This window comes from Acinetobacter calcoaceticus ANC 3811 (assembly GCF_000399665.1).
GTDB classification, from domain to species: Bacteria; Pseudomonadota; Gammaproteobacteria; order Pseudomonadales; family Moraxellaceae; genus Acinetobacter; species Acinetobacter calcoaceticus_B.
The window spans coordinates 1,943,668-1,970,429 of the sequence record NZ_KB976986.1; the positions used below are offsets into that span (position 1 = coordinate 1,943,668).

Consider the following 26,762-nt stretch of genomic DNA (forward strand, 5'->3'; position numbering starts at 1 on the left):
ACGAAAAAAGAGAGCTTCGGCTCTCTTTTTTTTGTTACACAATTTGATTGAAAAATATCCAACCATCCTCATAATAGGTATTAAGAGTATTTAATTAAATTAAGTATTCTTCGTTATCTATTATTTTATAGATAACCTTGTTTTTTTATTCTCTATGATCATCTGAACTCCAGACAGGTGATCATTTGATCGCAGTCCAACACAGTTTTTTGGACTGCGTTTTTTATGCCTATTTTACTACCACGAACTTATCTCTTCCTCAGGTATAATGCGCAAGCTGTTTTGAATGAATAGATAATATGAAAATTCGTATTCTGACCATTGGTCAAAAAATGCCTACTTGGGTTCTCACTGGTTTTGAAGATTATTTCAAACGCATCCAACCTTTTGTGCAAACCCAAGTCATTGAACTGCCTATGGCCAAACGTGGTAAGAATGATTCAGAAGCAGATATTTTAAAATATTGCCAAATTGAAGGCGAAAGCATTTTAAATGCTTTAAAACCGAATGAAACTTTAATTGCTCTAGAAGTCGGTGGGCGAGAACTCAGCACAGAAAAGCTGGCTGACACCATGAAACAGTGGATGCTTGAAGGCAATGATATAGTACTTGCGATTGGTGGCCCAGATGGCTTGTCAGATCAAGTACGTAAAGCTGCTGCATGGCATTGGTCACTCTCAAAACTCACAATGCCCCATCCTTTGGTACGCGTGTTATTAATTGAGCAACTGTATCGGGCAATGACTATTAATCATAATCATCCCTATCACCGTGCATAAAAACAACAACCGTTTCATTTTAGGAACAATCCGTTGAAATCAGGATACTTTTAACATGCCCTGATTTTGGCATAATGACTATTATTCTGCTTTTCAACTCAGGTGCAATGCAATGGAACTACAAACCCTTCCTGGACTGTTTATTTCACATGGTTCACCCATGCTTGCACTTGATCCAGAACAAGTAGGACCTGCTCTACATCGTTTAGGTGCAAATCTTCCCACACCAAAGGCAATCATTGTGATGTCTGCTCATTGGGAAAGTAAAGCACTTGAAGTATGTATTTCGACACGTCCAGAAACATGGCATGACTTCCGCGGCTTTCCTAAAGAGTTATATGAAATTCGCTACAGCGCACCTGGACAACCACAACTCGCTGAAGAAATCTTAAAATTACTGGCAGATGCTCATCTTGTGGCACATGCGAATAGTACGCGCCCTCGTGACCATGGTGTATGGATGCCTCTATTACATATGTATCCTGATGCTGACATACCAGTGGTCGAGATTTCTTTGCCAACCAATTTAAGTGCACAAGAAATTTATCGTATAGGGCAAACACTTGCGCCTTTACGGGACAAACAAGTTTTATTGATTGGTTCAGGCAGTATTACCCATAATCTTGCAGAGTTATCTTGGCAAGGAGACAATTCCAAAGTTCCTGAATGGGCTTCGACTTTTAGAAATGCTGTTGTGAATAAACTTACACATCAAGATTATGATGGCGTACTGGACTGGCAATCATTGCCCTATGTAAAACGTAATCATCCTACCCTTGAACATTTTGCCCCTTTGTTTTTTGCTATGGGCACAGGCAATCGCTTTACGATTGTTCACAGTAGCTTCACAATGGGCTCACTAGGCATGGATATCTATCGTTTTGATTAATTATTAACAAATACCCCGTTTTTCGGGGTATACCATTATTTTTGTTGAAAATTAGAATAACTTACAAACTTATACATTTTAAAAACCGAAACAATCAAATGTTTACATTTTCTTTTTTTAAGAATGTTTTAAGCTTATTGCTGTTGTTTTTTTACTTGAAGTTTTTTAAATGAAAATTAAATATTTAATTCTTGCGTTATTACCTTTTTCTTTGATGGCATGTCAAACAGTTACGAATACTCCAGCTCCAATTGTATCTGAGCAACAACAAAACCTTGCGGCCACTTTAGGTGAATATGCTTGGACTTATCAAAATGTAAAAGCTTCTAAACCACTTATCCTTAACTTTAATGCAGATAGCAAATTAGCAATCAATACAGGTTGTAATAGTCAAGGCGGTACTTGGAAAGTTGAAGGCAACCAACTTGTTACTTCTAACCTTGTTTCAACCATGATGGCTTGCCAAGATGACCTAATGAAACAAGAACAACTTTCTAATAGCATCTTTAATGACGCGAAATTACCAATCGAAATTAGTAACAATAATGGTCAGGTGATTTTAAGCGTGACAGATAAAACTGGTCAAAAACATATTTTCCAAGGTCAAAAAGCAGTAAATACTCAAGCTTTAACAGACTACTCTTGGTCTTATCAGCCTGAAAATACAAAAAAACCTATCGTTCTTAACTTTACCAATGACCGTTTATCGATCGCAACGGGTTGTAACCGCCAAGGAACAACTTGGAAAGTTGAAAACAACACCATCGTAACTGCTGATGTAATGTCAACAATGATGGCGTGTGAACCTGCTTTAATGAAACAGGAACAATTTTCTAGCAGCCTTTTCCAAAAACGTGCGATTCCATTTGAACTCAATACCACAAACGTTGATCAACCAACTCTAACGGTATCTGATGCTCAAGGTCAAAAATATACCTTTACTGGTAAAATGACACCTGAAGCAAAATATCAATCTGAAGGAAAAACTGTTTTCCTAGAAGTTGCTCCACAAACTAAATCATGTACTGGTGTTGCCCCACAAACTTGTATGCAAGTTCGTGAAATTAAATATGATGACAAAGGCGTTAAAACTTACGCTGACAAAAACTGGTCATTATATTATGGCCAAATTGAAGGTTTTGAACACAATCCAGATCAACGCGTAATTTTACGTGTAAAACGTTTTGAAGTGAAAAACCCAGCAGCAGACCAATCTAGTCAAGCTGATGTATTAGATATGGTTGTTGAACAAGAACTAGTTAAAAAACCTAAAAAATAAGTTTTTAGACTAAAAAAAATCCGATGCTTTTGCATCGGATTTTTTATTTCTATTTTTAGAAAATACCTTGAGCAAGCATTGCATCAGCTACTTTTACAAAACCTGCAATATTGGCACCATCAACATAGTTAACAGTACCATCTTCTTTAGTACCGTATCTTACACAATTGGCATGAATGTCTTTCATGATTGCATGTAAGCGTTCATCAACCTCAGCATGTGTCCAGCTTAAACGAATTGCATTTTGAGACATTTCTAAACCAGACGTTGCAACACCACCAGCATTAGATGCTTTTCCTGGCGCATACAAAATTTTAGCTTCGATGAAGTATTCAACTGCTTCAAGTGTAGATGGCATATTTGCGCCTTCAGCCACACAAATTACACCATTTGCAATAAGCGTTTTAGCATCTTCACCTGTTAATTCATTTTGCGTAGCACATGGTAAAGCAATATCGACAGGAATATGCCAAGGCGTTTTTCCTTCAAAATATTCAAAACCATGTTTAGAAGCAAACTCGGAAATACGACCACGCTTAACGTTTTTAAGATTCATGACTTCAACAAGCAACTCATCTGTAAAACCATTTTTTACATAAACTGTGCCGTTAGAGTCAGATAAAGTAACAACTTTTGCCCCTAGGAACATGGCCTTCTCTGCTGCATATTGTGCAACGTTACCAGAGCCAGATACTGAAACAGTTTTACCAGCAAAAGATTGTCCACGTGCTTTGAGCATTTCCTCTGCAAAATAAACCGTACCATAGCCAGTTGCTTCAGGACGCATTAAGCTACCACCAAATGAAATTCCCTTACCGGTAAAGACACAAGCGGTGTCATTACTCAGCTTTTTCATCATACCTGCCATATAACCGACTTCACGCGCACCCACACCAATATCTCCCGCAGGAATATCAGTATTTGGTCCTAAATGACGATAAAGCTCAATGATTAATGCCTGACAGAATCGCATAATTTCAGCATCAGATTTGCCTTTAGGATCGAAATCTGAACCACCTTTTCCCCCACCCATTGGTAAGGTGGTAAGTGAGTTTTTAAAAGTCTGCTCAAAACCTAAAAATTTTAAAATTGATAGATTGACTGATGGGTGGAAACGCATTCCCCCTTTGAATGGACCAATTGCTGAATTGTATTGAACACGGAAAGCTCGGTTAACTTGAGTCTGACCTTGATCATCCATCCATGAAACACGAAATTGAATCACACGCTCTGGTTCAACTAAGCGTTCCAACAAACCCTGCTCTGCATATTCCGGATTTTTTTCAATAAAAGGCCACAAACTCGTCATGACTTCTTCGACAGCTTGCAAAAATTCAGGTTGATGCGGATCACGCGCTTGCACGTAATTCAGGAATTCATTCAGGTTGTTATATTTCAATGCACGGTCCTCAGCATAGTAATGAATTAAATTGGTGCAATACATTATTAAATGCATCATTTAGCAGCAAAATATTAAATCCCTTTCCATCAATTTTAACAATAGTTATTTTAAATTATTTTATTCACCTTAATTATCAAAAACTTATTTTTAGAAAAACTACTTAAAAATAAGAAATAGTCATTTAACTTTTCACTTTTATTGATCTATTATTGTGCAATATTGGCGACATTTTAGGTCAATTAAAAACCCGATAAATTCGTTAAAATCCATTGACCTTACTTAGGTTTTTCTTCATTATCGCATCGTTTTAACCAAGCTATTTGCCCACTATGAATTCATCTATTTCTCTCATACGCGAGATTGATGCGTTATTACCACAAACACAATGTGGTCTATGTGGACATCGTGATGGATGTCTACCCTACGCAAAGTCGATTGCTGAAGGTGAAGAAGCAAATAAATGTGTTCCAGGTGGACAACCTGTTGCTGATGCACTCGCAAATCTATTAAATCGCTCCCCATTAATTGCTGAAAGTAGCGTGTGGCCTATACAAACAGATGGTCGCCCACAGCGAATGAAAGCAATTATTCGTGAAGATGAATGTATTGGCTGTACCAAATGTATTAGTGCTTGTCCTGTAGATGCTATTATTGGCAGTGGTAAGCTCATGCATACCATCTTGACCGACTTATGTACGGGTTGTGAGCTATGCATTCCACCGTGTCCCGTAGATTGCATTGATTTGGTTGAGGACACACAAGCCTTACCAAATGAACAACAGCGTAACGCAGAGCAAGATGATTTAAGACAACGCTATTACGCACATATTCAACGTGAAGAAAAGCGTCGCAGTCACCGTAAAGGGCCTGTAGTACGCGCTGAAATTGATACTCAACTGTTTGCGCAGTTTTCTCAGGCACTTGATGAATTACCTTCAATTGAACTCATTGAGAAATCTAAAGAAACTGCGCCAACTGATGCTAAAACTACAATTGAGTTAGCTAAAATTCGTACACAAATTAAGAAACTGGAAAAACAGTTAAGTGTACGTGAAGATGCTAAAAAACGTCTTCAACTCGAAGAACTACAACAGCAACTCATGCAACTACAGGAGGTCTGAATGGCTGTCAAAAATATGACGAAAAAGCAGATTCAAATTTTCTTTGAACGCCTTCGTGAACAACGGCCCTCTCCTCAAACCGAGTTAAAATATTCATCTTCTTTTGAGTTACTCATTGCAGTTATGCTGTCAGCTCAAGCGACCGATGTGAGTGTAAATAAGGCAACTGATAAACTTTACCCTGTGGCTAATACAGCCGAGAAAATCTACAACTTGGGCGTAGATGGGTTAAAGGAATATATTAAAACTATTGGCCTTTACAACGCGAAAGCTGAAAATGTTATTAAGACCTGCAAGATTTTAATGGAGCAATTTAACGGCGAAGTTCCAAGCAACAGAAAAGATTTGGAAGCTTTACCAGGCGTTGGACGTAAAACCGCAAATGTTGTTTTAAATACAGCTTTTGGACAACCGACTATGGCTGTCGATACCCATATTTTCCGAGTGGGAAATCGAACTGGCTTAGCCGTAGGTAAAAATGTACTTGAAGTTGAGCATCGCTTAATTAAGGTCATTCCTAAAGAATTTATTTTAGATTCACATCACTGGCTCATATTACATGGCCGTTATTGTTGTATCGCTCGTAAACCGAAATGTGCTGAATGTGTAGTTGCAGATGTTTGCAACTGGCCTGATCGCTTTGAATTTGGTGCACAAAAGCAAATTGCTATTAAAAATATTGAAGCTTAAAAATATGGTTGGGTATAGATAATATACCCAGTCAATCTTACTTTAGACGTTTGTTCTGATTACGCTCTTCTTTTGCTTGTTTTTGTACCTGCCTAAGCATTTTATAGCTCTGATAACTCAAAAAGATGACGAGTGCCAGACTTAGCAATACCACCAAAATCAATATGATTTTCATATTGTTCTCCTGCACCGAATGAAAGAAAAGAGCCCTCACAAAGAGGGCTCATTATCACAAACAATATTAAATTATTTGTCTAAGATGTTGAACAAATCTTTTTGTACATCTTCAATTGTACGCAAGCCATCAAGCTTGTCATAAGTCGGTGCATTCTCACCAGATGCAGCACGGCTTTGATAGAAACCAACCAATTGCTCAGTTTCTGTATGATAAGACGCTAAACGTTTACGGATTGTTTCTTCTTGGTCATCTGGACGTTGAACAAGATCTTCACCAGTTTCATCATCTTTACCTTCCACTTTAGGTGGATTGTAAACTGTATGATAAACACGGCCAGAAGCTGGATGCTGACGACGACCAGAAAGACGTTGTACGATTTCTTCGTCAGGAACGTCAATTTCAATCACGTGATCAATGCTAATCCCTTCTTTTTCCAAAGCTTCAGCTTGTGGAATAGTACGTGGGAAACCATCGAAAATGCAGCCATTTGCACAATCAGGCTGAGCAATACGTTCTTTTACTAAACCGATAATAAGTTCATCTGAAACCAAACCACCAGATTCCATTACACTTTTAGCTTTTAGACCTAATTCAGTACCTTCACGAATCGCAGCACGGAGCATATCACCGGTTGAAATTTGTGGGACATTGTAGCGCTTACAGATCAACTGAGCCTGAGTCCCTTTGCCTGCCCCAGGTGGTCCGAGTAAGATAATGCGCATAAAAAACATCCTCATTTAAAACAATGAATGTGAAGCCTGGCAGAAAAAGTCTCGTTAATCTTCAATAGATCCTGCCCGACATCGAATTATAAGAAAGCCACAAACAAATGTATTGTACCAGCAATAAATCCGGTTACCCCACCCAGCACAATAAGAATCCACTCATCCTCCTGAAATGCAGGACGCAATAAATTCTGAAACTCTTTTGGTGTCAGTTCGCGAATACGCTCTTTAAACATTTGAAAAATTTTCTGTGCCCGGCTTGCGTTTAGCGCAGGGTCACATACGGGTCCCATCGTAATTTCAATTGAACGATCAATCAAGTCCGTCTTTAACCTTGCGTACTCTCTTGGCCCTAAAGAAAGCTGTAAAGATGTACGAACTAACGGTGTTTCCATAATTTCGTTAATATGACGCTTCACAATACGACGGGTTTTATCTTTACGTGGCCCGTACATCATTTCAGTCATAATCGATTTTAACGTAATCAAATCTTCTGTTACTACGCTTGAAAACACATCAGAGACTTCTTCTTGACGCTTCATGAAAGCACCTTGGAAATTATAGGTCCCAATTCGAAGAACGGGTACAATCCAAGGAAACTTACGATCTTCTGTTAATCTAAAAATCTGTGGGTAACGAATATAATGTGGTTCAAGAGGATTAAATACCATCCAGATTGCAATCCAGTTGGTTAAAAAGCCCCAAATTGAAGCCCAAAACGGGACTGTCCAGTGCCAAGGTACGACAAACCAAACAATCATTTGGAAAATACCAAAGAACATCCCAATTAAAGCGCTAATATGCCAAATAAAGTTGATTTCTTTTTGTCCAACTTTTAAGAACATGCGTACCATCAAACGGCGATCACCTTCCATTTGACTCACGACCATTTCACGCATATTAACCAGTGACTCGACGTTCATGGTCAGCTCAGTCACTAATTCTCTTAGCACGCCTGGTAATTGTTTATGTGCCTGAGCATAAATACGGCGTTTAATTGAATAAGGTAAATTTTCCCAAAGTACGGCATTACGATCGATCATGACTTCATCAATCAGGTGTTCAAGTTCAAAACCAACCTGCTCACCAATAATGCGTGCCATATCTTCAGGATCCATTGCTTCTAAAAATTCACGCAATGAACCTAACTTAGATAAAGTATTGTCGGTAATAATACCCGAGATACGTCCAGCTTTACGTGGCACAATACCTTGCCAACCTACTGGTAATGGACCTAAATGGAATCCCCAAAATTTAATTGGGTAAAACACCATTTTTAAAGCCATCCACACGTGTGCCCATGTAACAAAGGCGGTGACTGGAATGATACTTAAAACGGCCCAAAAATCAGGTCTGTGTAAAAAGGTCTGCCACAATCCGCTGACGTACTCTAACATGTAAGACTCTCGTATTTATTTGTGCTCTGCTTATGGCGAGTTAACGATAAACTGCTTTGTTTTATAAACCAAAACTTAGAGAATAAGAAAATTGAATTTGTGGTTTCGTATCCGCAGCAACTGCTCCATTTTGGTCAGTTAATTTTTCCGCCGCGCCAATACCCACACTAAAAGTACTAATTCTTTCTGAATTCAACAATACATAAGCCAAATCAACACCAGCGCCTAAACGGGATTTATAATCACCATCGACCTCTTTACTATCGAGATGCCCAGCATAAAAACCAATATAGTAACCATTTTTATCTGTGCCGGTAAGATAGTAAGGATATCGAAACCCGACTTGGCCACCAGCAGTTTTGTCACCATTCAAAAATGCGCCAACTTTGGCATAGGCAATACCATAAGGGTTTACCCATTCACCGTTTAAATGTAATAGTTTTTGTGTAAAACCGGCACCCACATTCCACGTAGATGCAGTATGTCCTGCTAATTTTGCTTCTGGAAGAAACGAATAGTCTTGAGCATGAGCCCAACTACTTACCGTCAAAACTGCAAGTAAGGGATAAATTTTTCTCATTATTTTCTCCATTTTCCCTAATCGTATGGTGAGAACAACCCTATTCTATTGAATGAGAGACTTTAACAGAATTATTTTGCTTCTTATATACAAGTATCTACAATTTTGTTGTCTGCAAAGTCAAAAAGTATCTTATCGAAATGCACTGAAACTTTGAAAATTATGCAATATTTTAAGTGCTCTTGCGTTAGAATAAGCAGCTATTTTTCTACCCTATGTCATTAAGTCGATCCTTATGAAGCAGCACTTTCCTTTAAAAGATATCCAGCAAGAAAAGCGCATTTATCGAGGACGAATCTTTTTTGCCGTAGGTCTGGTTATCGTTTGCTTATTAGTGTTGATTAGCCGATACGCTTATTTGCAAATTTTTCACTACGACGAATTTTCTACTGCATCCGATAAAAACCGGATTCGCTTACAACCACTTCCACCAGCTCGTGGTTATATCTATGACCGAAATGGTGTATTACTGGCAGATAATTATCCTGTTTTTACAGCAACTTTAAGTAAAACAGATGTAGAAGATGCCGACCATGTTGTTGAGCAGCTACAGCCTATTTTAGATCTCACACAAGAAGATATTGACCGCTTCAAAAGTCGTATAAAAACTGCTCGAAAAACTGAACGTGTTGCGATTAAACTTAATCTAACCGAAGCCAATATTGCCAAGTTCAGCGAAGCAAAATATAAATTTCCCGGCGTAAGAATCGAAACACAAATGACCCGTTACTATCCACATGGTGAGTTATTTGCTCATGTGATTGGTTATGTCGGGCGTATTAACGATAAAGAATTAAAAAGTATTGATAAAGATTTATATGCTGGAACCAACCTGATTGGAAAGATTGGCGTTGAGAAAAGCTATGAAGATTTGCTACACGGAACACCAGGTTATGAATCTGTTGAAGCAGACGCTCACAGTAATATATTGCGCCATTTAGGCCGCAAAGACCCTACTCGTGGCAATGATCTCTATTTATCTTTAGATTATGGTTTACAGGTTGTTGCCTCTCAACAGCTCGCAGGCCGTCGTGGTGCCATTGTCGCCATCGACCCTCGTACTGGTGAAATTCTGGCTTTAGTATCTAGTCCAAGTTTCAACCCTAATTTATTTGTGACTGGTATTAACCATAAAGATTATAGTTCTTTACGTGATAGTTTAGATCAACCGCTTTATAACCGTGCTGTACAAGGTGCATATCCACCAGGTTCTACCATTAAACCAATGGAAGCGATGGGTGGCTTACACTACGGTATTGTAAACTGGTCAACAGCAATTTCTGACCCAGGCTATTTCCACTTACCCGGTGATTCTCATAAATTCCGCGACTGGAAAAAAACCGGTCATGGCATCGTAAACATGCATAAAGCCATCATTATGTCATGTGATACCTATTTTTATATTCTTGCCCATCAAATGGGTATTGATCAAATGAACCAATGGATGCGTCAATTTGGGTTCGGGCAAAAAACCGGTGTCGACTTACCAAGTGAAAGTGAAGGTCTTTATCCAAATCCTGAATGGAAAATGCGTACTCGCAAAGCCAAATGGATGAAAGGTGAAACGATTTCTGTGAGTATTGGTCAAGGTGCGTTTACTGCCACACCTTTACAACTCGCTATGGCAACTGCAATTACAGCCAATCATGGTTCTCATGTTACCCCTCACGTTTTACGTTCAACTCATGGTGCAAAACCATTTACTGTACGTAATGCACCAGATGGCAAAATCAACTTCAATGGAACGGATGAAGACTGGGTTCAAATGCGCGATGCCATGATTGACGTAATTCAATCAGGTACTGGCCGAGGCATTCGTACACCTCTCTATCAAATTGCAGGAAAGACAGGAACTGCGCAGGTTAAAAGTATTGCACAAGGTAAACGCTACAATGAATCAGCCCTGAACGAACGCCAACTTGACCATGGTTTATTCGTTGGCTTTGCACCAGCTGATAAACCAGAAATTGCGATTGCCGTGATTTGGGAAAATGGTCGTCATGGTGGTTCTGCTGCCCAACTTGCAAAACCTATTTTTGATTACTGGTTATTAACTCGTAAGAAAAACCCAGTCCGACCAGCAAACCATCAAGTTAATGGTGGACTGATGACTGCAGGAATTAAGCCAGGTGAACTCTCAAGCGGTGCTGAAAGCTCTAGTCCAGCAGCAGCTACTTCAACTGCACCTGCTGCCTCAACACCACTGGCTACCCCAGCTCGCCCTGCAACCAATGAGGTCGATGACTAATGAAAAATCAATTACGTATTATTGGCGGTGAATGGAAAAGACGAGTCCTTCCCTTCGCTAGCATTGAAGGTTTACGCCCAACGCCAGACAGAGTACGTGAAACTCTATTTAATTGGCTCATGTGGGATATTCAAAATGCGCATGTACTTGATATCTGCACAGGCTCTGGTGCATTAGGTTTTGAAGCATTGTCACGTGGTGCTGCCTCAGTTTATATGATTGAACCAGACAAAACTCAGGCACGTTTTTTAAAAGATAACGTTGAGCTATTAAAAGCCCAAAAATGTCATTTAATTAATGCGACTGCTCAACAAGCATTACCCCGTTTAAAAGAACAGTTCGATGTGGTGTTTTTAGACCCACCTTATAGTCTAGATTTATGGCAAGAACTTTCAAACTTGGCAGATCCACATATTAAAAAGAATGGATATATTTATGTTGAAGCCGATCGAGATTTATCTCAGCTTCTCCTCCCTTCAACATGGCAACAAGTTAAAACAACGAAAGCTGGTACCGTTCATGCAGGGCTTTATCAGAAAGTAGCTGAATAAAAAAGGTAGCTTAGTGCTACCTTTTACTTTTAAAGTTATGACTAACTTAATCCAATCACTGCAACAACTGCTGCACAGGCGCCAACAATTTTTTTGCCATATGGCACATATCGTGTAAGCGCAGCACCCAATGCTAATCCACCACAATAAATTAAAGCCATAGCTGAAACCATACCCATTACTAATGCAACGACATGGCCTGAGTGTGCTAATTCAACACCATGCGCTATGCCATGAAAGCTCGCAAGTAATGCCGCGGCGATAGGTAAAATCCGATTTGATTTTGTCCATAGTGCAATTGCTGTAACGACTAAAGAAGCAACAATTCCATATTCAGCAATATTTGCAGACACTAAGCCTTGAGCACCGATTAAAAAGCCAATAATAAGGGTAACACTCAAAGTCATTACGCCTGCAATTTTCCATTGCTTAGCTGCTGACCAGAGTAGAACACCAAAAGCCAAAGCCATCACTAAATGATCTAAACCTGTAAAGGGATGAATAAAACCCGCCATAAAACCAGAATGTTCATGGTCATGTCCTGGGTGTGCCATTACCAGTGTCGGCAATAATGCAAGGAGCCCTATGCCCCATTTTTTAATGAAGTTCATAATCTCTCCTTAAGCTTTAAACAGCCCTTGTTTCTCGATAAATTGAATGATTTCTTCAAGACCATCTTGCGTTTTCATATTTGAAAATAAGAATGGCTTTTCTCCGCGCATGCGTTTCGCATCCTGATCCATCACATCAAGATTTGCGCCGACCATTGGTGCAAGGTCTGTTTTATTAATAATGAGTAAATCTGATTTGGTAATACCCGGCCCGCCTTTACGAGGGATTTTTTCTCCGCCTGCCACATCAATCACATATAGAGTTAAATCCGAAAGCTCAGGACTAAATGTTGCAGCTAAATTATCACCACCGCTTTCAATAATAATAAGCTCCAAGCCTTCAAACTTTTCACACAAATCATCAATTGCAGCTAAGTTAATTGATGCATCTTCACGAATTGCTGTATGAGGGCAACCACCTGTTTCTACCCCCACAATACGATCTGGTGACATCGCTTCGTTACGGGTTAAAAAGTTTGAATCTTCTTTGGTGTAAATATCATTTGTCACCACAGCCATGTTGTATTTATTACGCAAGGCTAAACATAAATTAAGTGTAAGCGCAGTTTTACCCGAACCTACCGGTCCGCCAATTCCAACTCGTAATGGACTACGTTCTGTCATGATTTTTATCCTTCTTTCCTAAACTTAAGATCTGAATAACCGTGAATATTGTGTTTCGTGTTTCATGCTCAGCATGGCATAACGGGGTAAAGCACTACTCAATTGCTCATCAACAAGTTGCAAGGCTTTTTCCACGGCTTGGGGCACTAAACCATGTAAGTGCCATAAAATTCTTTGTCCAGCCATTTGCCCTAAAGGAACAGTTTTTACTGCTGCTAAAACCTGATTTTCTAAAACGGTAAAGGTATAAGCTGTGAGCACGTCAACATCGTTAAGCCCAAGTCGACCACAGAGCTGTGCATAGACAGGCACAAAACCAAACTGCTTTTTAACCTCAACAGGTTTTTTTAAAACATCTCTAATCCACGCATTCAAAGAAAATGCCAGCTGTTGAGACTCTGCTAAAAGCTCTTTAGTTTCACGGCTTGCCTTATATAAATTTGCCCAAATCAGAAACTGATCTTGGTCATCATGATGTTGCATGAGACGTTTTAATACTGGTAGCTCAAACCGTACTAACAGCATTTCCAGCACTTCTTCAAAATAAGCTATTGCCGAGGCTTCATCGTGTATTAAGCCAATATCGATGGCTGTTTCTACACCTTGTGAATAACAATATGCTCCAACTGGCAGTGCCGTAGAAGACAATGTCAGCAATTGAAGTAATTGCGCTGCGTTATGAATGGACATGATGCAAAGCTTTGATTGGGCTTAAGCGGTGGTCATGACTATGCTGTGCATAGGCGCCACTTTCAGGTTCAAACGGATGATCAGTTTCTGAGACTGTAAGCCCCAGTCCTTCTACCATTTCTGCAAGCACATGATCAGGTTCAAAATATAAAGCTGTAGGCGTCAACATTAATGGCACATGTCGGTTACCAAGGTGATAGGCCGCTTTAAGCAGATCAAAATCACTAGCTGCGCTGACTTGCATCAAACGTTCAGGCTTCGCATCTACGCGTAGTACATTACCCTGTTCAGTTGCAATATATGAACCACTACGCAAAATGCCAGTACGTGGTAAATCAGCACCAATATCTACACCACTCACTAAAGTCGCCCGAAAGCGAGATTTTTGGCGTGTATCAAAAGTCAGTTCAACCGTTTCAAATGTTTGATCAGGAGAAATATATTCAAGGCGTTGTGTATAGATTTTCATTTAGCTCTTCTCTCCTTATTTATTTCATTCATGTGTATAAATTAATGGGGCAAACCACCCCGACAAAACTAATCAAAACAAGAAATAACGCTGAGCCATAGGTAACACATCAGCAGGTTCACACGTTAATAACTCACCATCAGCTCGCACCTCGTAAGTCTCGGGATGTACCTGCATGACAGGGCAATATGTATTGTGTTTCATGTCAGTTTTGCTAATTTCACGCGTGTTTTTACACGGACTAATTAATTTCTTCAGGTTTAATTTTTCAGCAACTTTTTCATCAATCGCTGCTTGAGATAAAAAGGTAATGCAGGTGTTATGAACACCACGTGGATATGCACCAAACATTGGACGGTAATGCACTGGTTGAGGGGTTGGAATTGAAGCATTAATATCACCCATTGGTGCCGCTGCAATCATGCCACCTTTAATAATCATGGAAGGTTTCACACCAAAAAAGGCTGGCTTCCATAACACTAAATCGGCAAGTTTCCCGACTTCAATCGAACCGATTTCATGGCTTAAACCATGTGTAATTGCTGGGTTAATTGTATATTTGGCAATGTAGCGTTTAACGCGATTGTTATCATGAAACTCATTGTCACCCTCTAAAGGACCACGTTGAATTTTCATTTTATGGGCAGTTTGCCAAGTACGTAAAATCACCTCACCCACGCGACCCATCGCCTGAGAGTCCGAAGACATCATGGCAATCGCGCCTAAATCTTGCAAAATATCTTCGGCGGCAATAGTTTCACGGCGAATACGGCTTTCTGCAAAAGCAATATCTTCAGCAATTGCTGGGTCTAAATGATGGCAAACCATGAGCATATCTAAATGCTCATCAATGGTATTAATCGTATAAGGTCGTGTTGGATTTGTTGAAGATGGCAATACGTTACTTTGTCCAATCGCTTTTAAAATGTCTGGTGCATGCCCACCACCCGCACCTTCGGTATGGTATGTATGAATCGTACGATTTTTAAATGCCGCCAAAGTTTCTTCTAAAAAACCGCTTTCATTTAAAGTATCTGTATGAATTGCCACCTGCACATCAAACTCGTCCGCCACACTCAAACAGTTATCAATAGCTGCCGGTGTTGAACCCCAATCTTCATGCAGTTTTAAGCCAATTACTCCTGCTTTAATTTGCTCTCGAATGGGATCAGGTAAACTCAAATTCCCTTTGCCTAATAGACCAATATTCATAGGCAAATCATCAATCGCCTGTAACATGGTCGCAATATGCCAAGGTCCTGGAGTCACTGTGGTTGCCGAAGTTCCGGCTGCTGGTCCTGTACCACCACCAACCATTGTTGTTGTACCCGACATTAACGCAGTTTCAACTTGTTGAGGGCAAATCCAGTGAATGTGGGTATCAATACCACCTGCTGTTAAAATTTGTCCTTCACCTGCGATCACTTCTGTTGCAGCCCCTAAAGGAATCGTAATGTCTGGTTGAATATCGGGATTTCCAGCTTTTCCTATTTTCCAGATTCGGCCATTTTTTAAGCCCACGTCAGCTTTAACAATTCCCCACCAATCCACGATTAAAGCATTGGTAATGACTGTATCAGCAACTTCATCAGCTAAAAGCTGTGATTGCCCCATCCCGTCACGAATAACTTTTCCGCCACCAAATTTAACTTCTTCACCATAAGTCGTTAAGTCTTGCTCAACTTCAATAAAGAGCTCTGTATCCGCCAAACGAATACGATCACCAACCGTTGGACCAAACATCTCAGCATATGCACGACGTGACATTTTCATAACTTATTACTCATCTCTTTCATTATCGTTGTTATGTTTAATCCAACTTACCCATGACGCGGCCTGCGAAACCATAAACTTCTCGCTTACCGACCAAAGCAACAAGCTCCACTTCTCGAGTTTGTCCCGGTTCAAAACGAATTGCTGTACCCGCTGCAATATTCAGTCGAAAACCCTTCGCCATTTCGCGATCAAACTGTAATGCATCATTTGCTTCATAAAAATGAAAATGAGAACCCACCTGAATAGGCCGATCGCCAATGTTAGCAACTACAACTTTTACGGTTTGCCGTCCAACATTCAGTTCAATATCGGCATCTGGAGTAATGATTTCACCGGGGATCATAAGCGTTCCTTTTATACGATTGGCTGATGGACTGTGACTAATTTCGAGCCATCTGGAAAAGTTGCCTCGACTTGAACCTCAGCAATCATTTCTGGCACACCATCCATCACATCTTCGCGCTTTAATAAGGTGGTACCGTAATGCATCAAGTCGCTGACTGTCATACCGTCTCGTGCACCTTCAAGTAAAGCTGCTGAAATAAAAGCAATAGCTTCCGGATAATTCAGTTTCAAACCACGAGCTTTACGGCGCTCAGCCACTAAACCTGCAGTAAAAATGAGTAACTTATCTTTTTCTGTTGGATTGAGTTCCATTTCTCTTTCCTAAATTTCATTTATATTCTTTAAGCAAAATACGTGCTCAAAAACAGCATAGCTGTTTTAACTGTTTTTTAAATACGCAATTTAACGTAATTTAGGTTTTCCATATTCTTGGAAATTCTTCTTCTAAATCAAACCAATAACGTCTTAATTTTGCTCGTATAGCCGCAAAAGCATCATGACAATGTCGGACATCATTTCCCAAAAAACGGGCCAAAACCACATCATCCAATAAAGTTAATGTGACAGGTACTTGCATACGCATCATCAATTCACGAATGAGTTCTAGCTGTTGTTCTAAGTAAAATGATGAACGATATTTCTCTGGAGCAACTGCCCAAAAGCTTCCCATTACGGCTTGATTATTCATGCCTAAACATGAACTCAGCCAACGATCCTCTCCTTCAAAATACAATGTATCTGCAACCAATAACTTATGTTCTCGCCATAATTTAAACTGGTTGTGATAACTCCCTTGAGCAAAGCGCTCCCCACGTGCCTGCCGCCCAAGCACCAACATATCCCACCCAATAAAACTTGCAGCATTATCAAGATGAATATGAGTTTCTGAATGTGCTAAAGCCCCATCAAACAGCATCGTTTCTTGTGGAACCCACTCTAAAATGGACTGATCTTTCACGTGTAAATGAATATGCTGAAAAGCTTGCTTACCATTGGTTTTGTACCATTTTCCGGCGCCCGGAGTAGTTACTACCGCATGAGCTTGATCTTTGGTTTCAATTTCAAAAGTAAGATGATCTCCTCCTGCAATTCCTGCTGGTGGATGAACAATAATGGCATGACATACACCCGTTCTTTCAGGCCAGAGCATTTTTTGCACCCTAACAGGGCCATGATGCTTTCTGTGATTCATTATGGTGCGTGAATTTTCAAAACAAAATCCGAGTTCTAATCGCGCATACCAAAATGGTGCTAAAGAGTTTTTTGAAAACGTTTGTACCTGATTCATTCTGATTCATATGTTCAAAATAAGTGCTTAAACTTATAAGCAAAATACGCACCAAATATGAAAATAAGCCCACTGATAAAATTAGATACAATTTTTCGATTTTAATGAGTTAAAAAATCATCAATGTCTAACATAAAACCACAGTAACTTATGGAATTGTTTATACAATAGCGCCCATCCTCGCTCTTATAAATTTTTTCCATGAAAATCTTTTTCGTGTTAGTACCATTGGTATTTTTAACTGGGTGTATTTTTGGCCAATCTAGTGAGGTCAAACGTGCAGAAAAACTATTAAATAATTTTCAATGTAAAAATATTGAAACAAGTGAAATACCTACAAGTTCTATCAATTCTTATTACCAACAAACTTTAGCAGTCAGTAAAGACAAAGCAACCTCTTATGTAAAAAGCTATAACGATGGTGAAGAATTATTCGCTATGCCTTTAGATGAAGTTGTAAAGCAACAATATGAACTTTATAAATCAGCTTGCGACTCTCTAGGTGGAGTTTCAGCGCAACCGTAATTTATAAGGTATTCATTAAATCGTTTTAGTGGATACCTCCTTTTTATTTTTGTTTTAATAATTATTCCAAAATTTACTCACTTTACCTTTTGTTAAAATTTAATTACATACTTAAACTTTTATTAAGCTCTCATATTTCATAGCCTGTTATTTGCTTTTTTATTTATTTTCCGAGGTTTAGATCATCATGAAAAAAACATTATTATCAGTTGCACTTGTAAGTGCCCTTCTTGTTGCTTGTAGCAAAAACGAAAATAAAACCGATACAACAACTCAAGCCTCTGCTCCAGTACAAACTACAGAGACGAACAACAATGCAGTAGATACTGCTCATACGGCTGAAAACTCACTAGATTGGGATGGCACATATAAAGGCACTCTTCCATGTGCGGACTGTGAAGGCATCAAAACTGAGTTAGAGTTAAAAGATGATAAAACTTACGAATTAACTGAAACTTATCTTGGCAAAGGTGATAAGAAACCATTTGAAACCCATGGTACATTTACTTTTGATAAAGATAATACTTCAGTCATTACCCTAGATGATAAATCTGAAAACCGTAAATTCTTTATTGGTGAAAATACGGCAACTGCTTTAGATACAGAAGGTAAGAAAATTGAAGGCTCTTTAGCTGAGCATTATGTATTGAAAAAATAATTATTTTTTCATAATAAGAAAACCCGCTCATGTGAGCGGGTTTTCTTTTGAAATCAATTCTTAGTGAGCTGCGAATTGGTTCATTGTGTTTTTAGCATCATCATGTGCTTTAAGTGCGTTGTCACCAGAGAAGATTTCTTTGTGATCATCACCGATGTCAGAACCCGCCATTGCTTGGTGTTTCACACAAGCGATACCACCGCGGATTTCTTTACGTTGTACGCCAGCAACATAAGCCAACATACCTTCAGAACCGAAGTAACCTTGTGCAAGCTCATGTGTAGAAAGAGCAGCAGTATGGTAAGTAGGAAGAGTGATCAAGTGATGGAACACACCCGCTTCACGAGAAGCATCTGCTTGGAATGTACGGATCTTAGCGTCTGCATCAGCAGCTAATTCAGTAGCATCGTACTCAGCGCTCATTAATTTAGCACGGTCGTAAGCAGAAACATCTTTACCTTCAGCCACCCAACGATCGTAAGCTTGTTGACGGAAGTTTAAAGTCCAGTTGAATGATGGGCTGTTGTTATAAACAAGCTTAGCATTAGGAACAACTTCTTTAACACGGTTAACCATGTGAGCGATTTCTTCTACGTTTGGAGTCGCAGTTTCGATCCAAAGAAGGTCAGCACCATTTTGAAGGCTAGATACACAGTCAAGTACAACACGATCAATTTGAGTGTCAGCACGGAACTGGTATAAACCAGAAGCTAAACGCTTAGGACGGTGTAATTTACCATTACGTTTGATCAAGATTTCATCTTCTTGAGCATCAGCAATGTCAATTTCAACAGTGTCTAAGAAACCGATGTATTGAGAAGCAATGTCACCTGGCTCTTTAACCACTGGGATTTTTTGAGTCAAGTCAGCGCCTTCAGAGTCAGTACGTGCAACGATGATACCGTCATCAAGACCCATTTCTAAGAATGCATAACGTAATGCATGGATTTTAGAGATGAAATCTTCATGTGGAACAGTTACTTTACCAGCTTGGTGACCACATTGTTTCGCATCAGATACTTGGTTTTCGATTTGAAGCGCACAAGCACCAGCTTCAATCATTTTACGAGCAAGTAAGTAAGTCGCTTCTTCGTTACCGAAACCAGCATCGATGTCCGCAATAATTGGTACGATGTGAGTTTGGAAACCATCGATTTGAGCAGTGATTTCAGCAGCTTTAGCAGTATCACCAGCTTCGTTTGCTTTTTTAAGCGCACGGAATAAATCGTTTAATTCTTTTGCATCAGCTTGACGTAAGAAAGTGTAGATTTCTTCGATCAATGCAGGTACTGAAGTTTTTTCGTGCATAGATTGGTCAGGAAGTGGACCAAACTCAGAACGAAGAGCAGCAACCATCCAGCCAGAAAGGTAGATATAGCGACGTTCAGTAGTACCGAAGTATTTTTTGTTCGCAATCATTTTTTGTTGTGCAATAAAACCGTGCCAGCAACCTAATGATTGAGTGTATTTGCTAGAGTCAGCATCATAAGCAGCCATATCACGACGCATAATCGCAGCTGTATATTTAGCAATGTCTAAACCAGTTTTGAATTGGTTTTGCATTTGCATACGTGCAGCATCTTCTGGGCTAATATCGCGCCAAGTGCTACCGAATTTTGCTTTTAGTTCGCGGATTGCATCAATCGCTGTTTGATATGTAGTCATGATATTGTCCTGTATTCATTTTAGGATTTCATCGATTAAAGCCTAGAGTCATGTACTTAAATTTCTTATGACACCAGCTGCTTCTTCATGAACACAGCTTAGACTTAGCCAATCAATTAATCCAATATCCTTTATTAATCTTCAGTATTTATTTAAAAAATGTACCGATAAATCGATATTATAGATAAAACCAAAAACTTTAACACTTTGTTTATAAAAATAAAATTATTCTAAAGGAGTATAGAATTTTATTCTAAAAACTTAGTAAGTCTTATTTTTATACAATTTCTGAAGTTTTTCCCACCCATTTTTAACCTTAAAAGTCAATTGTAAATTAGGCTATTTTGCCAATGTTAAAAGTCAATTTTTATGCTAGAAAGTAATAAGTTATATATAAATATATTCTATTTGTCACCTTCATACTTAAAAACATAGCAAAGACAATAAAATCGAGCGTTTGAAGTACTTTTTACACCTACTTAATTCCTACAAAAAATGTCGTTTTTCTCATCATTTTTTCACACAATAGTTATTAGATATGGCATAATTTGAAACAATTTCAGGGTTTTATTTTCGGTATTTTTTTTATGAATCTGGAGCGAGTAGATCTTAATCTATTAATATATCTTGATGTACTTCTTCGTGAAAAAAATGTTACACGCGCAGCCGAACAACTTGGGGTAACTCAGCCTGCTATGAGTAATATTTTACGTCGCTTACGTAATTTATTTAATGACCCTCTTCTTATCCGTTCTTCTGAAGGGATGACTCCAACAGAACGTGCTCTTGAATTACAACCTCGTATTCGTGATGCACTTGCTGATCTCTCCATGATTTTGGAACCCCGTACCGAATTCCGCCCTTATACAAGTAACCGCGTTTTCCGCATTATGACATCGGACTATGCCGAGGCAACTTTAGTTCCTCGTCTTGTAAAAGCGCTCCGCTCTGAAGCTCCAAACGTTGTTCTTGATTTTCTTACACCAAGTGATGTGTCTTATAGAGACATGGAACAAGGTAAAGTTGATCTCGCAATTAATAGATTTAATGAAATACCGCAAAGTTTCCATCAGGTTTTAGTTTGGCGTGATAGTTTCAGTTGTATTCTTAACGACAAACACCCTGCTGTGACTCATCTAAATTTAAAAAGCTATTTAGATGCACAACATATCTGGGTTTCTAAAACAGGTATGGGTGTAGGTTTTGGCGTAAACCCCGATAAACAAGGTGGTTTAGGCTGGATTGATCAAGCATTAGAACGTATTGGTCAGCGTCGTAAAATTTCTGTATTTACTCGCCACTACCAAATGCCAGCGTTACTTGCTCAAAATGTAGACCTTATTGCCACCCTCCCAACACGGATGGCACGCCTACAAACACAGAATCCTAAACTGGTTATAAAGGATCCTCCTTTTTACATTCCAGAGTTCGAACTTAAAATGGCTTGGTGTCCGTTATTACATCATCACCCTGCTCATCGCTGGTTGCGCCAACTTATCTTATTTGTTGCTCGTCAAATGATTGAAGAGGAAAACCGTGAATTTCTAACCAACAATTCACAGTTTTCTCACTATTAAATAAATTTTAATTTAATTGTCGATTTCAGGCGCTGGGCAATCAATCTGATTACCTCAGCGCTTTTTTATGTTAAAACATAGTCATAATAATGATGAATCTCAGGTGATTTGTGAGTCTCTTTCAAAATATCATTATCATCGTACTGCTTATCATCGGAGCAGGCTTTTTATCTTTAACCGAAATTGCACTAGCTGGTGCCAGAAAAGTTAAGCTAAAAATTCTAGCCGAAGCGGGTGAAGAACGTGCCCAACAAGTACTAGATTTACAAGAACAATCTGCTGACTTTTTTGCAGCCTCTCAAATTGGTCTAAATGCAGTCGCGATTTTAGGCGGTATTTTGGGTGAAGCTGCTTTTCGTCCTTATTTCGTCACTTTAGTGGACCGTTTCTATGTAGGCCCTTGGACACAGACAATCGGTTTTGCCCTATCTTTTACTTTAGTGACATCACTGTTTATTTTATTTGCCGATCTTATGCCAAAACGTTTGGCTATGATTGCACCTGAAAAAATTGCAATTAGTGTTATTAATCCAATTCAGGTTTTTATTAAGGTTTGCAAACCCTTAGCTTGGGGAATTAACGCAATTGCCAATCTGCTATTCCGTTTATTTAAAGTGAATACCACCCGAGAAGACAACATTACTTTTGATGACATTTCAGCAGTAATGGACGCAGGTGCTCAAGCAGGTGTACTTCAAAAACAAGAACATCACTTTATCGAGAATGTTTTTGAATTAGAAGAACGCAACGTACCTTCCAGCATGACAACACGTGAAAATGTTGTTTATTTCACTTTAAATGAACACGAAGATAGCATTCGCCAAAAACTAGCAGAATATCCTTATTCAAAATTTTTGGTATGTAATGAAAATATTGATCAGGTCATTGGTTACGTCGATGCCAAAGACTTTCTTGTTCGCATTTTAAACAATCAATCTCCAACTCAATTGAATGAAACAACCATTCGTACTGTCTTGATGATTCCAGATACCCTAACCCTTTCGGAATTACTTGATCGTTTCCGCTCTACAAAAGAAAAGTTTGCGGTTGTAATAAACGAATATGCTCTTGTCGTAGGTGTTATTACTTTAAGCGATATTATGATTACGGTTATGGGCGACTGGGTAACCCCAATTGAGGAAGACCAGCAAATCTTTAAACGTGATAATAACTCATGGTTAATTGATGGCAGCACACCAATCGATGACTTAAGACACGCACTTGAAATTGACGAAATGCCTGATGAAGAAAATTATGAAACATTAGCAGGCTTCATGATGTACCGCCTACGTAAAATTCCACGCCCGGCAGATTTTGTAGAATTTGGTGGATACAAGTTTGAAGTAGTCGATGTTGATCATTTTAAAATTGACCAACTCCTTGTAACTCGAATTTTAGAACAAACCGAAGTACATTCATCAATTGATGAAAACTGATTTATATTAATTTAAATACCTCACAATTTTATGTGGGGTATTTTTTTAATCTAAATAAATTTTTCAAATATATGTAATAATTATTTTAGATTTATAAATTCAAGTTGCTCTTTTAATCTAAAAGCAATATTATTTAAATCATCATCTATATTAAATCTTAAATACTGAAAAATAATAAAATAATCCATATATCTCAATTAACACGAAGCGACTAAGCCCCAATTTACATTACCACTAAACTTATGTAACTTAGCTCAAAGCCAGTCTTTAAATGGTTCTCCTTCTCATCTCAACCATCAAAACACATATAATGAAAAAAAATATCATATAATTTTTATTTTTATAAAACCTTTATAATCCATTATAATGAGTTGTATTTATTATATGCTTACTATAATCCTAATATATATGTTCAGTATTTCGCCTAAATATACCTCTCCAACTGAATATATATTAACCAAATAAACTAAATATATTATTTGTCTTTTTATTAAAAATTAATAAGAATAACCAAGGTCAGAGTTTTGAATAAACTTGTTCAGTAAAACTATAGGCAAAGGATTGATTGTATGCTGACATTACTTGGTGTTGGCATGATTTTGTGCTTCATGTACTTAATCATGTCCAAACGTTTAAGCCCTATTATTGCTTTAATTCTCATCCCATTTATTTTTTCTCTTATTGCTTGGGGCCTCGGTCACTACTTTGAAAGTTTAAGTCACATTGAACTCAAAGGTCTCAGTGAGATGATGCTAGAAGGCATCAAAAAATTAGCGCCAACTGGCGTAATGCTTTTATTCGCAATTTTATATTTTGCCTTAATGATCGATGCAGGTCTCTTCGACCCACCGGTTAAATGGATTTTAAAAAAGGTTAAAGGCGATCCTCTAAAAATCACAATGGGAACCGTATTCTTAACCACAATGGTTTCTTTAGATGGTGATGGCTCAACAACTTATATGATTTGTGTAGCTGCAATGCTGCCACTTTATCAACGCTTAGGAATGAATACACTCATCATGACTGCACTTATGCTGTTATGTAGTGGTGTAATGAACCTAACACCATGGGGTGGTCCTACAGCTCGTGCTGCAAGCGCCCTGCAAATTGACCCAAGCCACATTTTCGTACCAATGATTCTTCCTATGGTCATTAGTATTGGTTGGTTATTCTTCTTGGCATACCTATATGGTCGTTACGAGCAAAAACGTTTAGGCGTTATTGAGCTTGAAACTCACCACGGTGACAATATTACCGTATCGAAAGATCCTGAAGCGACTCGTCCACATTTACGCAAAGTAAATATGGTACTCACAATCCTTCTTATGATTGCTTTGATCAAAGGCATTTTGCCTATGTCTGTGTTGTTCATGATAGCGTTCTGTATCGCAATGCTCATTAACTACCCAGATGTTGATATGCAGAAAAAACGTATTGCAATGCATGCTGACAGTGTCTTAGCTGTTGTAGGCTTAATTTTCGCAGCGGGTATTTTTACAGGTATTTTATCTGGCACAGGTATGGTTGAGGCGATGTCTAAAGAATTCGTCGCAATGATTCCCCCAAGCATGGGTCCATATCTAGCACCGATTACTGCTTTAGTAAGCATGCCGTTGACATTCTTCATGTCAAATGATGCTTTCTTCTATGGCGTTTTACCTATTCTTGCTGAAGCTGCTTCACATTATGGTATTAGTGCAGAAGCGATTGCTCGTGCTTCGATTGTAGGTCAACCTGTACACTTGCTATCGCCTCTTGTTCCATCAACCTATTTGTTATGTGGTCTTGCTAAAGTCGATTTTGCTGACCATCAAAAGTTCACTTTAAAGTGGGCATTTATAACTTGTATGGTATTGATGGGAACCGCTTTAGTGATTGGGGTTTTCCCACTTTTCAGTTCACTCTAATTCTTCTTTCATAATAAAAAAAAGCCCCAATCGGGGCTTTTTTTATTTCTGTACATATTCAATTAAGTGATCTAACACAATGTTAAAATGCAATGTAATGTCTTCTTCTAAAATTTTATAGGCATTATCAAATTGCACCATTGGCCAGCCTTCTTTCCAAAATGGAAAAATATTGTGTAAACCTTCAGTCACGATCGCATCTTCACGACTAATCGCTTGAGCAACTTGAGCTAAAACCTGAGCGGTTTCTGCACCATCCATAGCTAAATAATCAAGACCACGTGCTTTAAAAATACGGATACGGTCTTTTTTATAACGAATCTTTTTCGCCTGACCTGAATTCAAGCCTAATGCCAACGTAGCAGCTTCTACAAACTTATCTTCAAAGTTTGCGCTCAATGCAACTAAAGCCTGTTTATGTGCTTCTTGACGCCCAGCTTTCCCCCCATTACGGATAATCTCATTTGCTTCCGTATCAAGCTTATCTTTTTTCATAGACTGTAAAATGTCTAAAATTTCGATATCGCTTAGAGATTCAGGAGATTGCTCAAACATAGGAGTCCTTATACATAAAACTAAAGGCATATTCTCTCATAAAAGCGCTACTAAAGCAGAGTAAAATTTTAAATAGCCTATCAACTTGACTATTTTTATAGTCCTAACTTCAGAGACTACACTCATAAAATCAGATAATTCTTTGGTTATAATTTTAATTATTTGCAAAATTAATTTTACCCAGATAATATAGTTTTACCCAGATAAAATATACAGCTAAAATGAATACTAAAATCACCTATACTGCTTTCACTGGAAGCACGCTTATTGCGAGTGACTCCCTAGTTGAACTTGCAAAAAAACTCAAAGATCTTCCAAAAACAACGGAAAATATTTTGATTTTTAATGATCAAACAGGTCAACAAATTGATCTTGATCTTTCTGGTTCGGAACAAGAATTTCAACAACGTTATGCTGAACCGGAAGAAATTAAAAAAGTTGGACGACCTAAACTCGGAGTAATTTCTCGTGAAATCACTTTACAGAAAAAACATTGGGATTGGTTAGATCAACAAAGTGCGAGTGCATCAGCAGTAATTCGTAAGTTAATTGATCAAGAGTTAAATAACCCAAATTCTGAAGGTAATATTATGGTCGCTAAACAAGCCATCGACCGTTTTATGTCTGCCATGTTGGGTAATATGCCAAATTACGAAGAAGCAACACGCGCCTTATATCAAGGTCATCGAGATATATTTTTAAAGATGATTCAGAGCTATCCTAAAGATTTAAGAGAATATTTAACTTTAAAATCTCAAAGTATTTTCTAAACCCAATAAAAAAACCCGCTTACGCGG

28 protein-coding genes are annotated in these 26,762 nt (G+C 38.5%); 13 read left to right on the forward strand and 15 right to left on the reverse strand.

The genetic code is table 11. The features are described from left to right. The first annotated feature begins 299 nt into the window (after window positions 1-299). From rlmH to F935_RS10375, 3 genes are all read left to right on the forward strand, one after another. Entirely contained in the window at window positions 300-779 is a 480-nt protein-coding gene (gene rlmH, locus F935_RS10365; protein WP_016138890.1) for a 23S rRNA (pseudouridine(1915)-N(3))-methyltransferase RlmH, read from the forward strand. A 112-nt stretch (window positions 780-891) separates the two neighbouring features. Then, entirely contained in the window at window positions 892-1,668 is a 777-nt protein-coding gene (locus F935_RS10370) for a DODA-type extradiol aromatic ring-opening family dioxygenase (RefSeq protein WP_016138891.1), read from the forward strand. 169 nt (window positions 1,669-1,837) lie between these two features. Continuing rightward, on the forward strand, window positions 1,838-2,947 hold the full coding sequence (locus F935_RS10375) for an META and DUF4377 domain-containing protein (RefSeq protein WP_016138892.1): 1,110 nt from the start codon (window positions 1,838-1,840) through the stop codon (window positions 2,945-2,947). 55 nt (window positions 2,948-3,002) lie between these two features. Here the strand turns inward: F935_RS10375 and gdhA are convergent, their stop codons facing one another. Next, window positions 3,003-4,406 carry an NADP-specific glutamate dehydrogenase gene (gene gdhA / locus F935_RS10380; protein ID WP_080645588.1) on the reverse strand — a complete coding sequence of 468 codons (1,404 nt, stop codon included), beginning with the start codon at window positions 4,404-4,406 and terminating at the stop codon, window positions 3,003-3,005. A gap of 272 nt (window positions 4,407-4,678) precedes the next feature. Here gdhA and F935_RS10385 point away from each other — a divergent pair, with 272 nt between their 5' ends. Both F935_RS10385 and nth read left to right on the forward strand, forming a co-directional pair. Next, entirely contained in the window at window positions 4,679-5,470 is a 792-nt protein-coding gene (locus F935_RS10385; protein WP_016138894.1) for an RnfABCDGE type electron transport complex subunit B, read from the forward strand. Beyond that, window positions 5,471-6,160, forward strand: coding sequence for an endonuclease III (nth, locus tag F935_RS10390; protein ID WP_005048343.1), 690 nt, complete (start codon window positions 5,471-5,473; stop codon window positions 6,158-6,160). It begins immediately after the preceding gene. Between the two features lie 37 nt (window positions 6,161-6,197). Here the strand turns inward: nth and F935_RS19245 are convergent, their stop codons facing one another. The 4 genes from F935_RS19245 to F935_RS10405 all read right to left on the reverse strand — a co-directional run bounded on the left by F935_RS19245 (window position 6,198) and on the right by F935_RS10405 (window position 9,040). Continuing rightward, complete coding sequence (locus tag F935_RS19245; protein ID WP_336169372.1) at window positions 6,198-6,335, reverse strand: hypothetical protein; 138 nt, start codon at window positions 6,333-6,335, stop codon at window positions 6,198-6,200. A gap of 71 nt (window positions 6,336-6,406) precedes the next feature. Next, the gene (gene adk / locus F935_RS10395; RefSeq protein WP_016138896.1) at window positions 6,407-7,060 is read right to left on the reverse strand and encodes an adenylate kinase; all 654 of its coding nucleotides are present in this window, start codon (window positions 7,058-7,060) and stop codon (window positions 6,407-6,409) included. 86 nt (window positions 7,061-7,146) lie between these two features. Then, window positions 7,147-8,460 (reverse strand): DUF445 domain-containing protein, encoded by a 1,314-nt coding sequence (locus tag F935_RS10400; RefSeq protein ID WP_016138897.1) that lies wholly within the window; start codon window positions 8,458-8,460, stop codon window positions 7,147-7,149. Window positions 8,461-8,521: 61 nt separating this feature from the next. Next, window positions 8,522-9,040, reverse strand: a complete 519-nt coding sequence (locus F935_RS10405) for a hypothetical protein (RefSeq protein ID WP_004793942.1) — start codon at window positions 9,038-9,040, stop codon at window positions 8,522-8,524. A 235-nt stretch (window positions 9,041-9,275) separates the two neighbouring features. On the opposite strand from F935_RS10405, the gene mrdA reads away from it, so the two are divergent. Together mrdA and rsmD are read left to right on the forward strand one after the other, a co-directional pair. Continuing rightward, the gene (gene mrdA, locus F935_RS10410; RefSeq protein WP_016138898.1) at window positions 9,276-11,288 is read left to right on the forward strand and encodes a penicillin-binding protein 2; all 2,013 of its coding nucleotides are present in this window, start codon (window positions 9,276-9,278) and stop codon (window positions 11,286-11,288) included. Beyond that, entirely contained in the window at window positions 11,288-11,839 is a 552-nt protein-coding gene (gene rsmD / locus F935_RS10415; RefSeq protein WP_016138899.1) for a 16S rRNA (guanine(966)-N(2))-methyltransferase RsmD, read from the forward strand. Before mrdA ends, rsmD begins: the two co-directional genes overlap by 1 nt. 41 nt (window positions 11,840-11,880) lie before the next feature. Here the strand turns inward: rsmD and F935_RS10420 are convergent, their stop codons facing one another. The 8 genes from F935_RS10420 to F935_RS10455 form a co-directional block, all read right to left on the reverse strand. Beyond that, on the reverse strand, window positions 11,881-12,450 hold the full coding sequence (locus F935_RS10420) for a HupE/UreJ family protein (protein WP_016138900.1): 570 nt from the start codon (window positions 12,448-12,450) through the stop codon (window positions 11,881-11,883). 9 nt (window positions 12,451-12,459) lie between these two features. Continuing rightward, window positions 12,460-13,074, reverse strand: coding sequence for an urease accessory protein UreG (gene ureG, locus F935_RS10425; RefSeq protein ID WP_002117800.1), 615 nt, complete (start codon window positions 13,072-13,074; stop codon window positions 12,460-12,462). Window positions 13,075-13,098: 24 nt separating this feature from the next. After that, entirely contained in the window at window positions 13,099-13,764 is a 666-nt protein-coding gene (locus F935_RS10430) for an urease accessory protein UreF (RefSeq protein WP_016138901.1), read from the reverse strand. Beyond that, entirely contained in the window at window positions 13,751-14,233 is a 483-nt protein-coding gene (gene ureE, locus F935_RS10435; RefSeq protein ID WP_016138902.1) for an urease accessory protein UreE, read from the reverse strand. Before ureE ends, F935_RS10430 begins: the two co-directional genes overlap by 14 nt. A gap of 72 nt (window positions 14,234-14,305) precedes the next feature. Beyond that, window positions 14,306-16,006: an urease subunit alpha gene (gene ureC / locus F935_RS10440; RefSeq protein ID WP_016138903.1), complete on the reverse strand. Its 1,701-nt coding sequence runs from the start codon at window positions 16,004-16,006 to the stop codon at window positions 14,306-14,308. Between the two features lie 37 nt (window positions 16,007-16,043). Then, complete coding sequence (locus F935_RS10445) at window positions 16,044-16,352, reverse strand: urease subunit beta (protein WP_016138904.1); 309 nt, start codon at window positions 16,350-16,352, stop codon at window positions 16,044-16,046. Between the two features lie 11 nt (window positions 16,353-16,363). Then, window positions 16,364-16,666: an urease subunit gamma gene (ureA, locus tag F935_RS10450; RefSeq protein WP_002117495.1), complete on the reverse strand. Its 303-nt coding sequence runs from the start codon at window positions 16,664-16,666 to the stop codon at window positions 16,364-16,366. A gap of 100 nt (window positions 16,667-16,766) precedes the next feature. Beyond that, complete coding sequence (locus F935_RS10455; RefSeq protein WP_035366217.1) at window positions 16,767-17,642, reverse strand: urease accessory protein UreD; 876 nt, start codon at window positions 17,640-17,642, stop codon at window positions 16,767-16,769. Between the two features lie 201 nt (window positions 17,643-17,843). Here F935_RS10455 and F935_RS10460 point away from each other — a divergent pair, with 201 nt between their 5' ends. After that, on the forward strand, window positions 17,844-18,167 hold the full coding sequence (locus F935_RS10460) for a hypothetical protein (RefSeq protein ID WP_016138906.1): 324 nt from the start codon (window positions 17,844-17,846) through the stop codon (window positions 18,165-18,167). A 187-nt stretch (window positions 18,168-18,354) separates the two neighbouring features. Further along, entirely contained in the window at window positions 18,355-18,825 is a 471-nt protein-coding gene (locus tag F935_RS10465; RefSeq protein ID WP_016138907.1) for a copper resistance protein NlpE, read from the forward strand. A gap of 60 nt (window positions 18,826-18,885) precedes the next feature. Here the strand turns inward: F935_RS10465 and F935_RS10470 are convergent, their stop codons facing one another. Beyond that, a complete protein-coding gene (locus F935_RS10470) occupies window positions 18,886-20,490 on the reverse strand; it encodes an isocitrate lyase (RefSeq protein WP_016138908.1) in 1,605 nt (534 codons plus the stop codon). 587 nt (window positions 20,491-21,077) lie between these two features. Between F935_RS10470 and F935_RS10475 the strand changes: the two genes are divergently transcribed. The 3 genes from F935_RS10475 (at window position 21,078) to F935_RS10485 (ending at window position 25,410) form a co-directional block, all read left to right on the forward strand. After that, window positions 21,078-22,067: a LysR family transcriptional regulator gene (locus tag F935_RS10475; protein WP_003653025.1), complete on the forward strand. Its 990-nt coding sequence runs from the start codon at window positions 21,078-21,080 to the stop codon at window positions 22,065-22,067. A 110-nt stretch (window positions 22,068-22,177) separates the two neighbouring features. After that, window positions 22,178-23,503, forward strand: a complete 1,326-nt coding sequence (locus F935_RS10480) for a polyamine export protein PaeA (protein WP_016138909.1) — start codon at window positions 22,178-22,180, stop codon at window positions 23,501-23,503. 569 nt (window positions 23,504-24,072) lie between these two features. Further along, complete coding sequence (locus F935_RS10485; protein WP_016138910.1) at window positions 24,073-25,410, forward strand: CitMHS family transporter; 1,338 nt, start codon at window positions 24,073-24,075, stop codon at window positions 25,408-25,410. Between the two features lie 42 nt (window positions 25,411-25,452). On the opposite strand, the gene F935_RS10490 is transcribed toward F935_RS10485, so the two are convergent. Further along, window positions 25,453-25,965 carry a hypothetical protein gene (locus F935_RS10490; RefSeq protein WP_016138911.1) on the reverse strand — a complete coding sequence of 171 codons (513 nt, stop codon included), beginning with the start codon at window positions 25,963-25,965 and terminating at the stop codon, window positions 25,453-25,455. 221 nt (window positions 25,966-26,186) lie between these two features. Between F935_RS10490 and F935_RS10495 the strand changes: the two genes are divergently transcribed. Continuing rightward, a complete protein-coding gene (locus F935_RS10495; protein ID WP_016138912.1) occupies window positions 26,187-26,735 on the forward strand; it encodes a DUF2239 family protein in 549 nt (182 codons plus the stop codon). Window positions 26,736-26,762 lie beyond the last annotated feature (27 nt).

Bases quoted from the DNA above. Each gene is read 5' to 3' on its own strand.
- rlmH (WP_016138890.1), top strand. From the start codon at position 300: ATGAAAATTCGTATTCTGACCATTGGTCAAAAAATGCCTACTTGGGTT.
- F935_RS10370 (WP_016138891.1), top strand. From the start codon at position 892: ATGGAACTACAAACCCTTCCTGGACTGTTTATTTCACATGGTTCACCC.
- F935_RS10375 (WP_016138892.1), top strand. From the start codon at position 1,838: ATGAAAATTAAATATTTAATTCTTGCGTTATTACCTTTTTCTTTGATG.
- gdhA (WP_080645588.1), bottom strand. From the start codon at position 4,406: ATGATGCATTTAATAATGTATTGCACCAATTTAATTCATTACTATGCT.
- F935_RS10385 (WP_016138894.1), top strand. From the start codon at position 4,679: ATGAATTCATCTATTTCTCTCATACGCGAGATTGATGCGTTATTACCA.
- nth (WP_005048343.1), top strand. From the start codon at position 5,471: ATGGCTGTCAAAAATATGACGAAAAAGCAGATTCAAATTTTCTTTGAA.
- F935_RS19245 (WP_336169372.1), bottom strand. From the start codon at position 6,335: ATGAAAATCATATTGATTTTGGTGGTATTGCTAAGTCTGGCACTCGTC.
- adk (WP_016138896.1), bottom strand. From the start codon at position 7,060: ATGCGCATTATCTTACTCGGACCACCTGGGGCAGGCAAAGGGACTCAG.
- F935_RS10400 (WP_016138897.1), bottom strand. From the start codon at position 8,460: ATGTTAGAGTACGTCAGCGGATTGTGGCAGACCTTTTTACACAGACCT.
- F935_RS10405 (WP_004793942.1), bottom strand. From the start codon at position 9,040: ATGAGAAAAATTTATCCCTTACTTGCAGTTTTGACGGTAAGTAGTTGG.
- mrdA (WP_016138898.1), top strand. From the start codon at position 9,276: ATGAAGCAGCACTTTCCTTTAAAAGATATCCAGCAAGAAAAGCGCATT.
- rsmD (WP_016138899.1), top strand. From the start codon at position 11,288: ATGAAAAATCAATTACGTATTATTGGCGGTGAATGGAAAAGACGAGTC.
- F935_RS10420 (WP_016138900.1), bottom strand. From the start codon at position 12,450: ATGAACTTCATTAAAAAATGGGGCATAGGGCTCCTTGCATTATTGCCG.
- ureG (WP_002117800.1), bottom strand. From the start codon at position 13,074: ATGACAGAACGTAGTCCATTACGAGTTGGAATTGGCGGACCGGTAGGT.
- F935_RS10430 (WP_016138901.1), bottom strand. From the start codon at position 13,764: ATGTCCATTCATAACGCAGCGCAATTACTTCAATTGCTGACATTGTCT.
- ureE (WP_016138902.1), bottom strand. From the start codon at position 14,233: ATGAAAATCTATACACAACGCCTTGAATATATTTCTCCTGATCAAACA.
- ureC (WP_016138903.1), bottom strand. From the start codon at position 16,006: ATGAAAATGTCACGTCGTGCATATGCTGAGATGTTTGGTCCAACGGTT.
- F935_RS10445 (WP_016138904.1), bottom strand. From the start codon at position 16,352: ATGATCCCCGGTGAAATCATTACTCCAGATGCCGATATTGAACTGAAT.
- ureA (WP_002117495.1), bottom strand. From the start codon at position 16,666: ATGGAACTCAATCCAACAGAAAAAGATAAGTTACTCATTTTTACTGCA.
- F935_RS10455 (WP_035366217.1), bottom strand. From the start codon at position 17,642: ATGAATCAGGTACAAACGTTTTCAAAAAACTCTTTAGCACCATTTTGG.
- F935_RS10460 (WP_016138906.1), top strand. From the start codon at position 17,844: ATGAAAATCTTTTTCGTGTTAGTACCATTGGTATTTTTAACTGGGTGT.
- F935_RS10465 (WP_016138907.1), top strand. From the start codon at position 18,355: ATGAAAAAAACATTATTATCAGTTGCACTTGTAAGTGCCCTTCTTGTT.
- F935_RS10470 (WP_016138908.1), bottom strand. From the start codon at position 20,490: ATGACTACATATCAAACAGCGATTGATGCAATCCGCGAACTAAAAGCA.
- F935_RS10475 (WP_003653025.1), top strand. From the start codon at position 21,078: ATGAATCTGGAGCGAGTAGATCTTAATCTATTAATATATCTTGATGTA.
- F935_RS10485 (WP_016138910.1), top strand. From the start codon at position 24,073: ATGCTGACATTACTTGGTGTTGGCATGATTTTGTGCTTCATGTACTTA.
- F935_RS10490 (WP_016138911.1), bottom strand. From the start codon at position 25,965: ATGTTTGAGCAATCTCCTGAATCTCTAAGCGATATCGAAATTTTAGAC.
- F935_RS10495 (WP_016138912.1), top strand. From the start codon at position 26,187: ATGAATACTAAAATCACCTATACTGCTTTCACTGGAAGCACGCTTATT.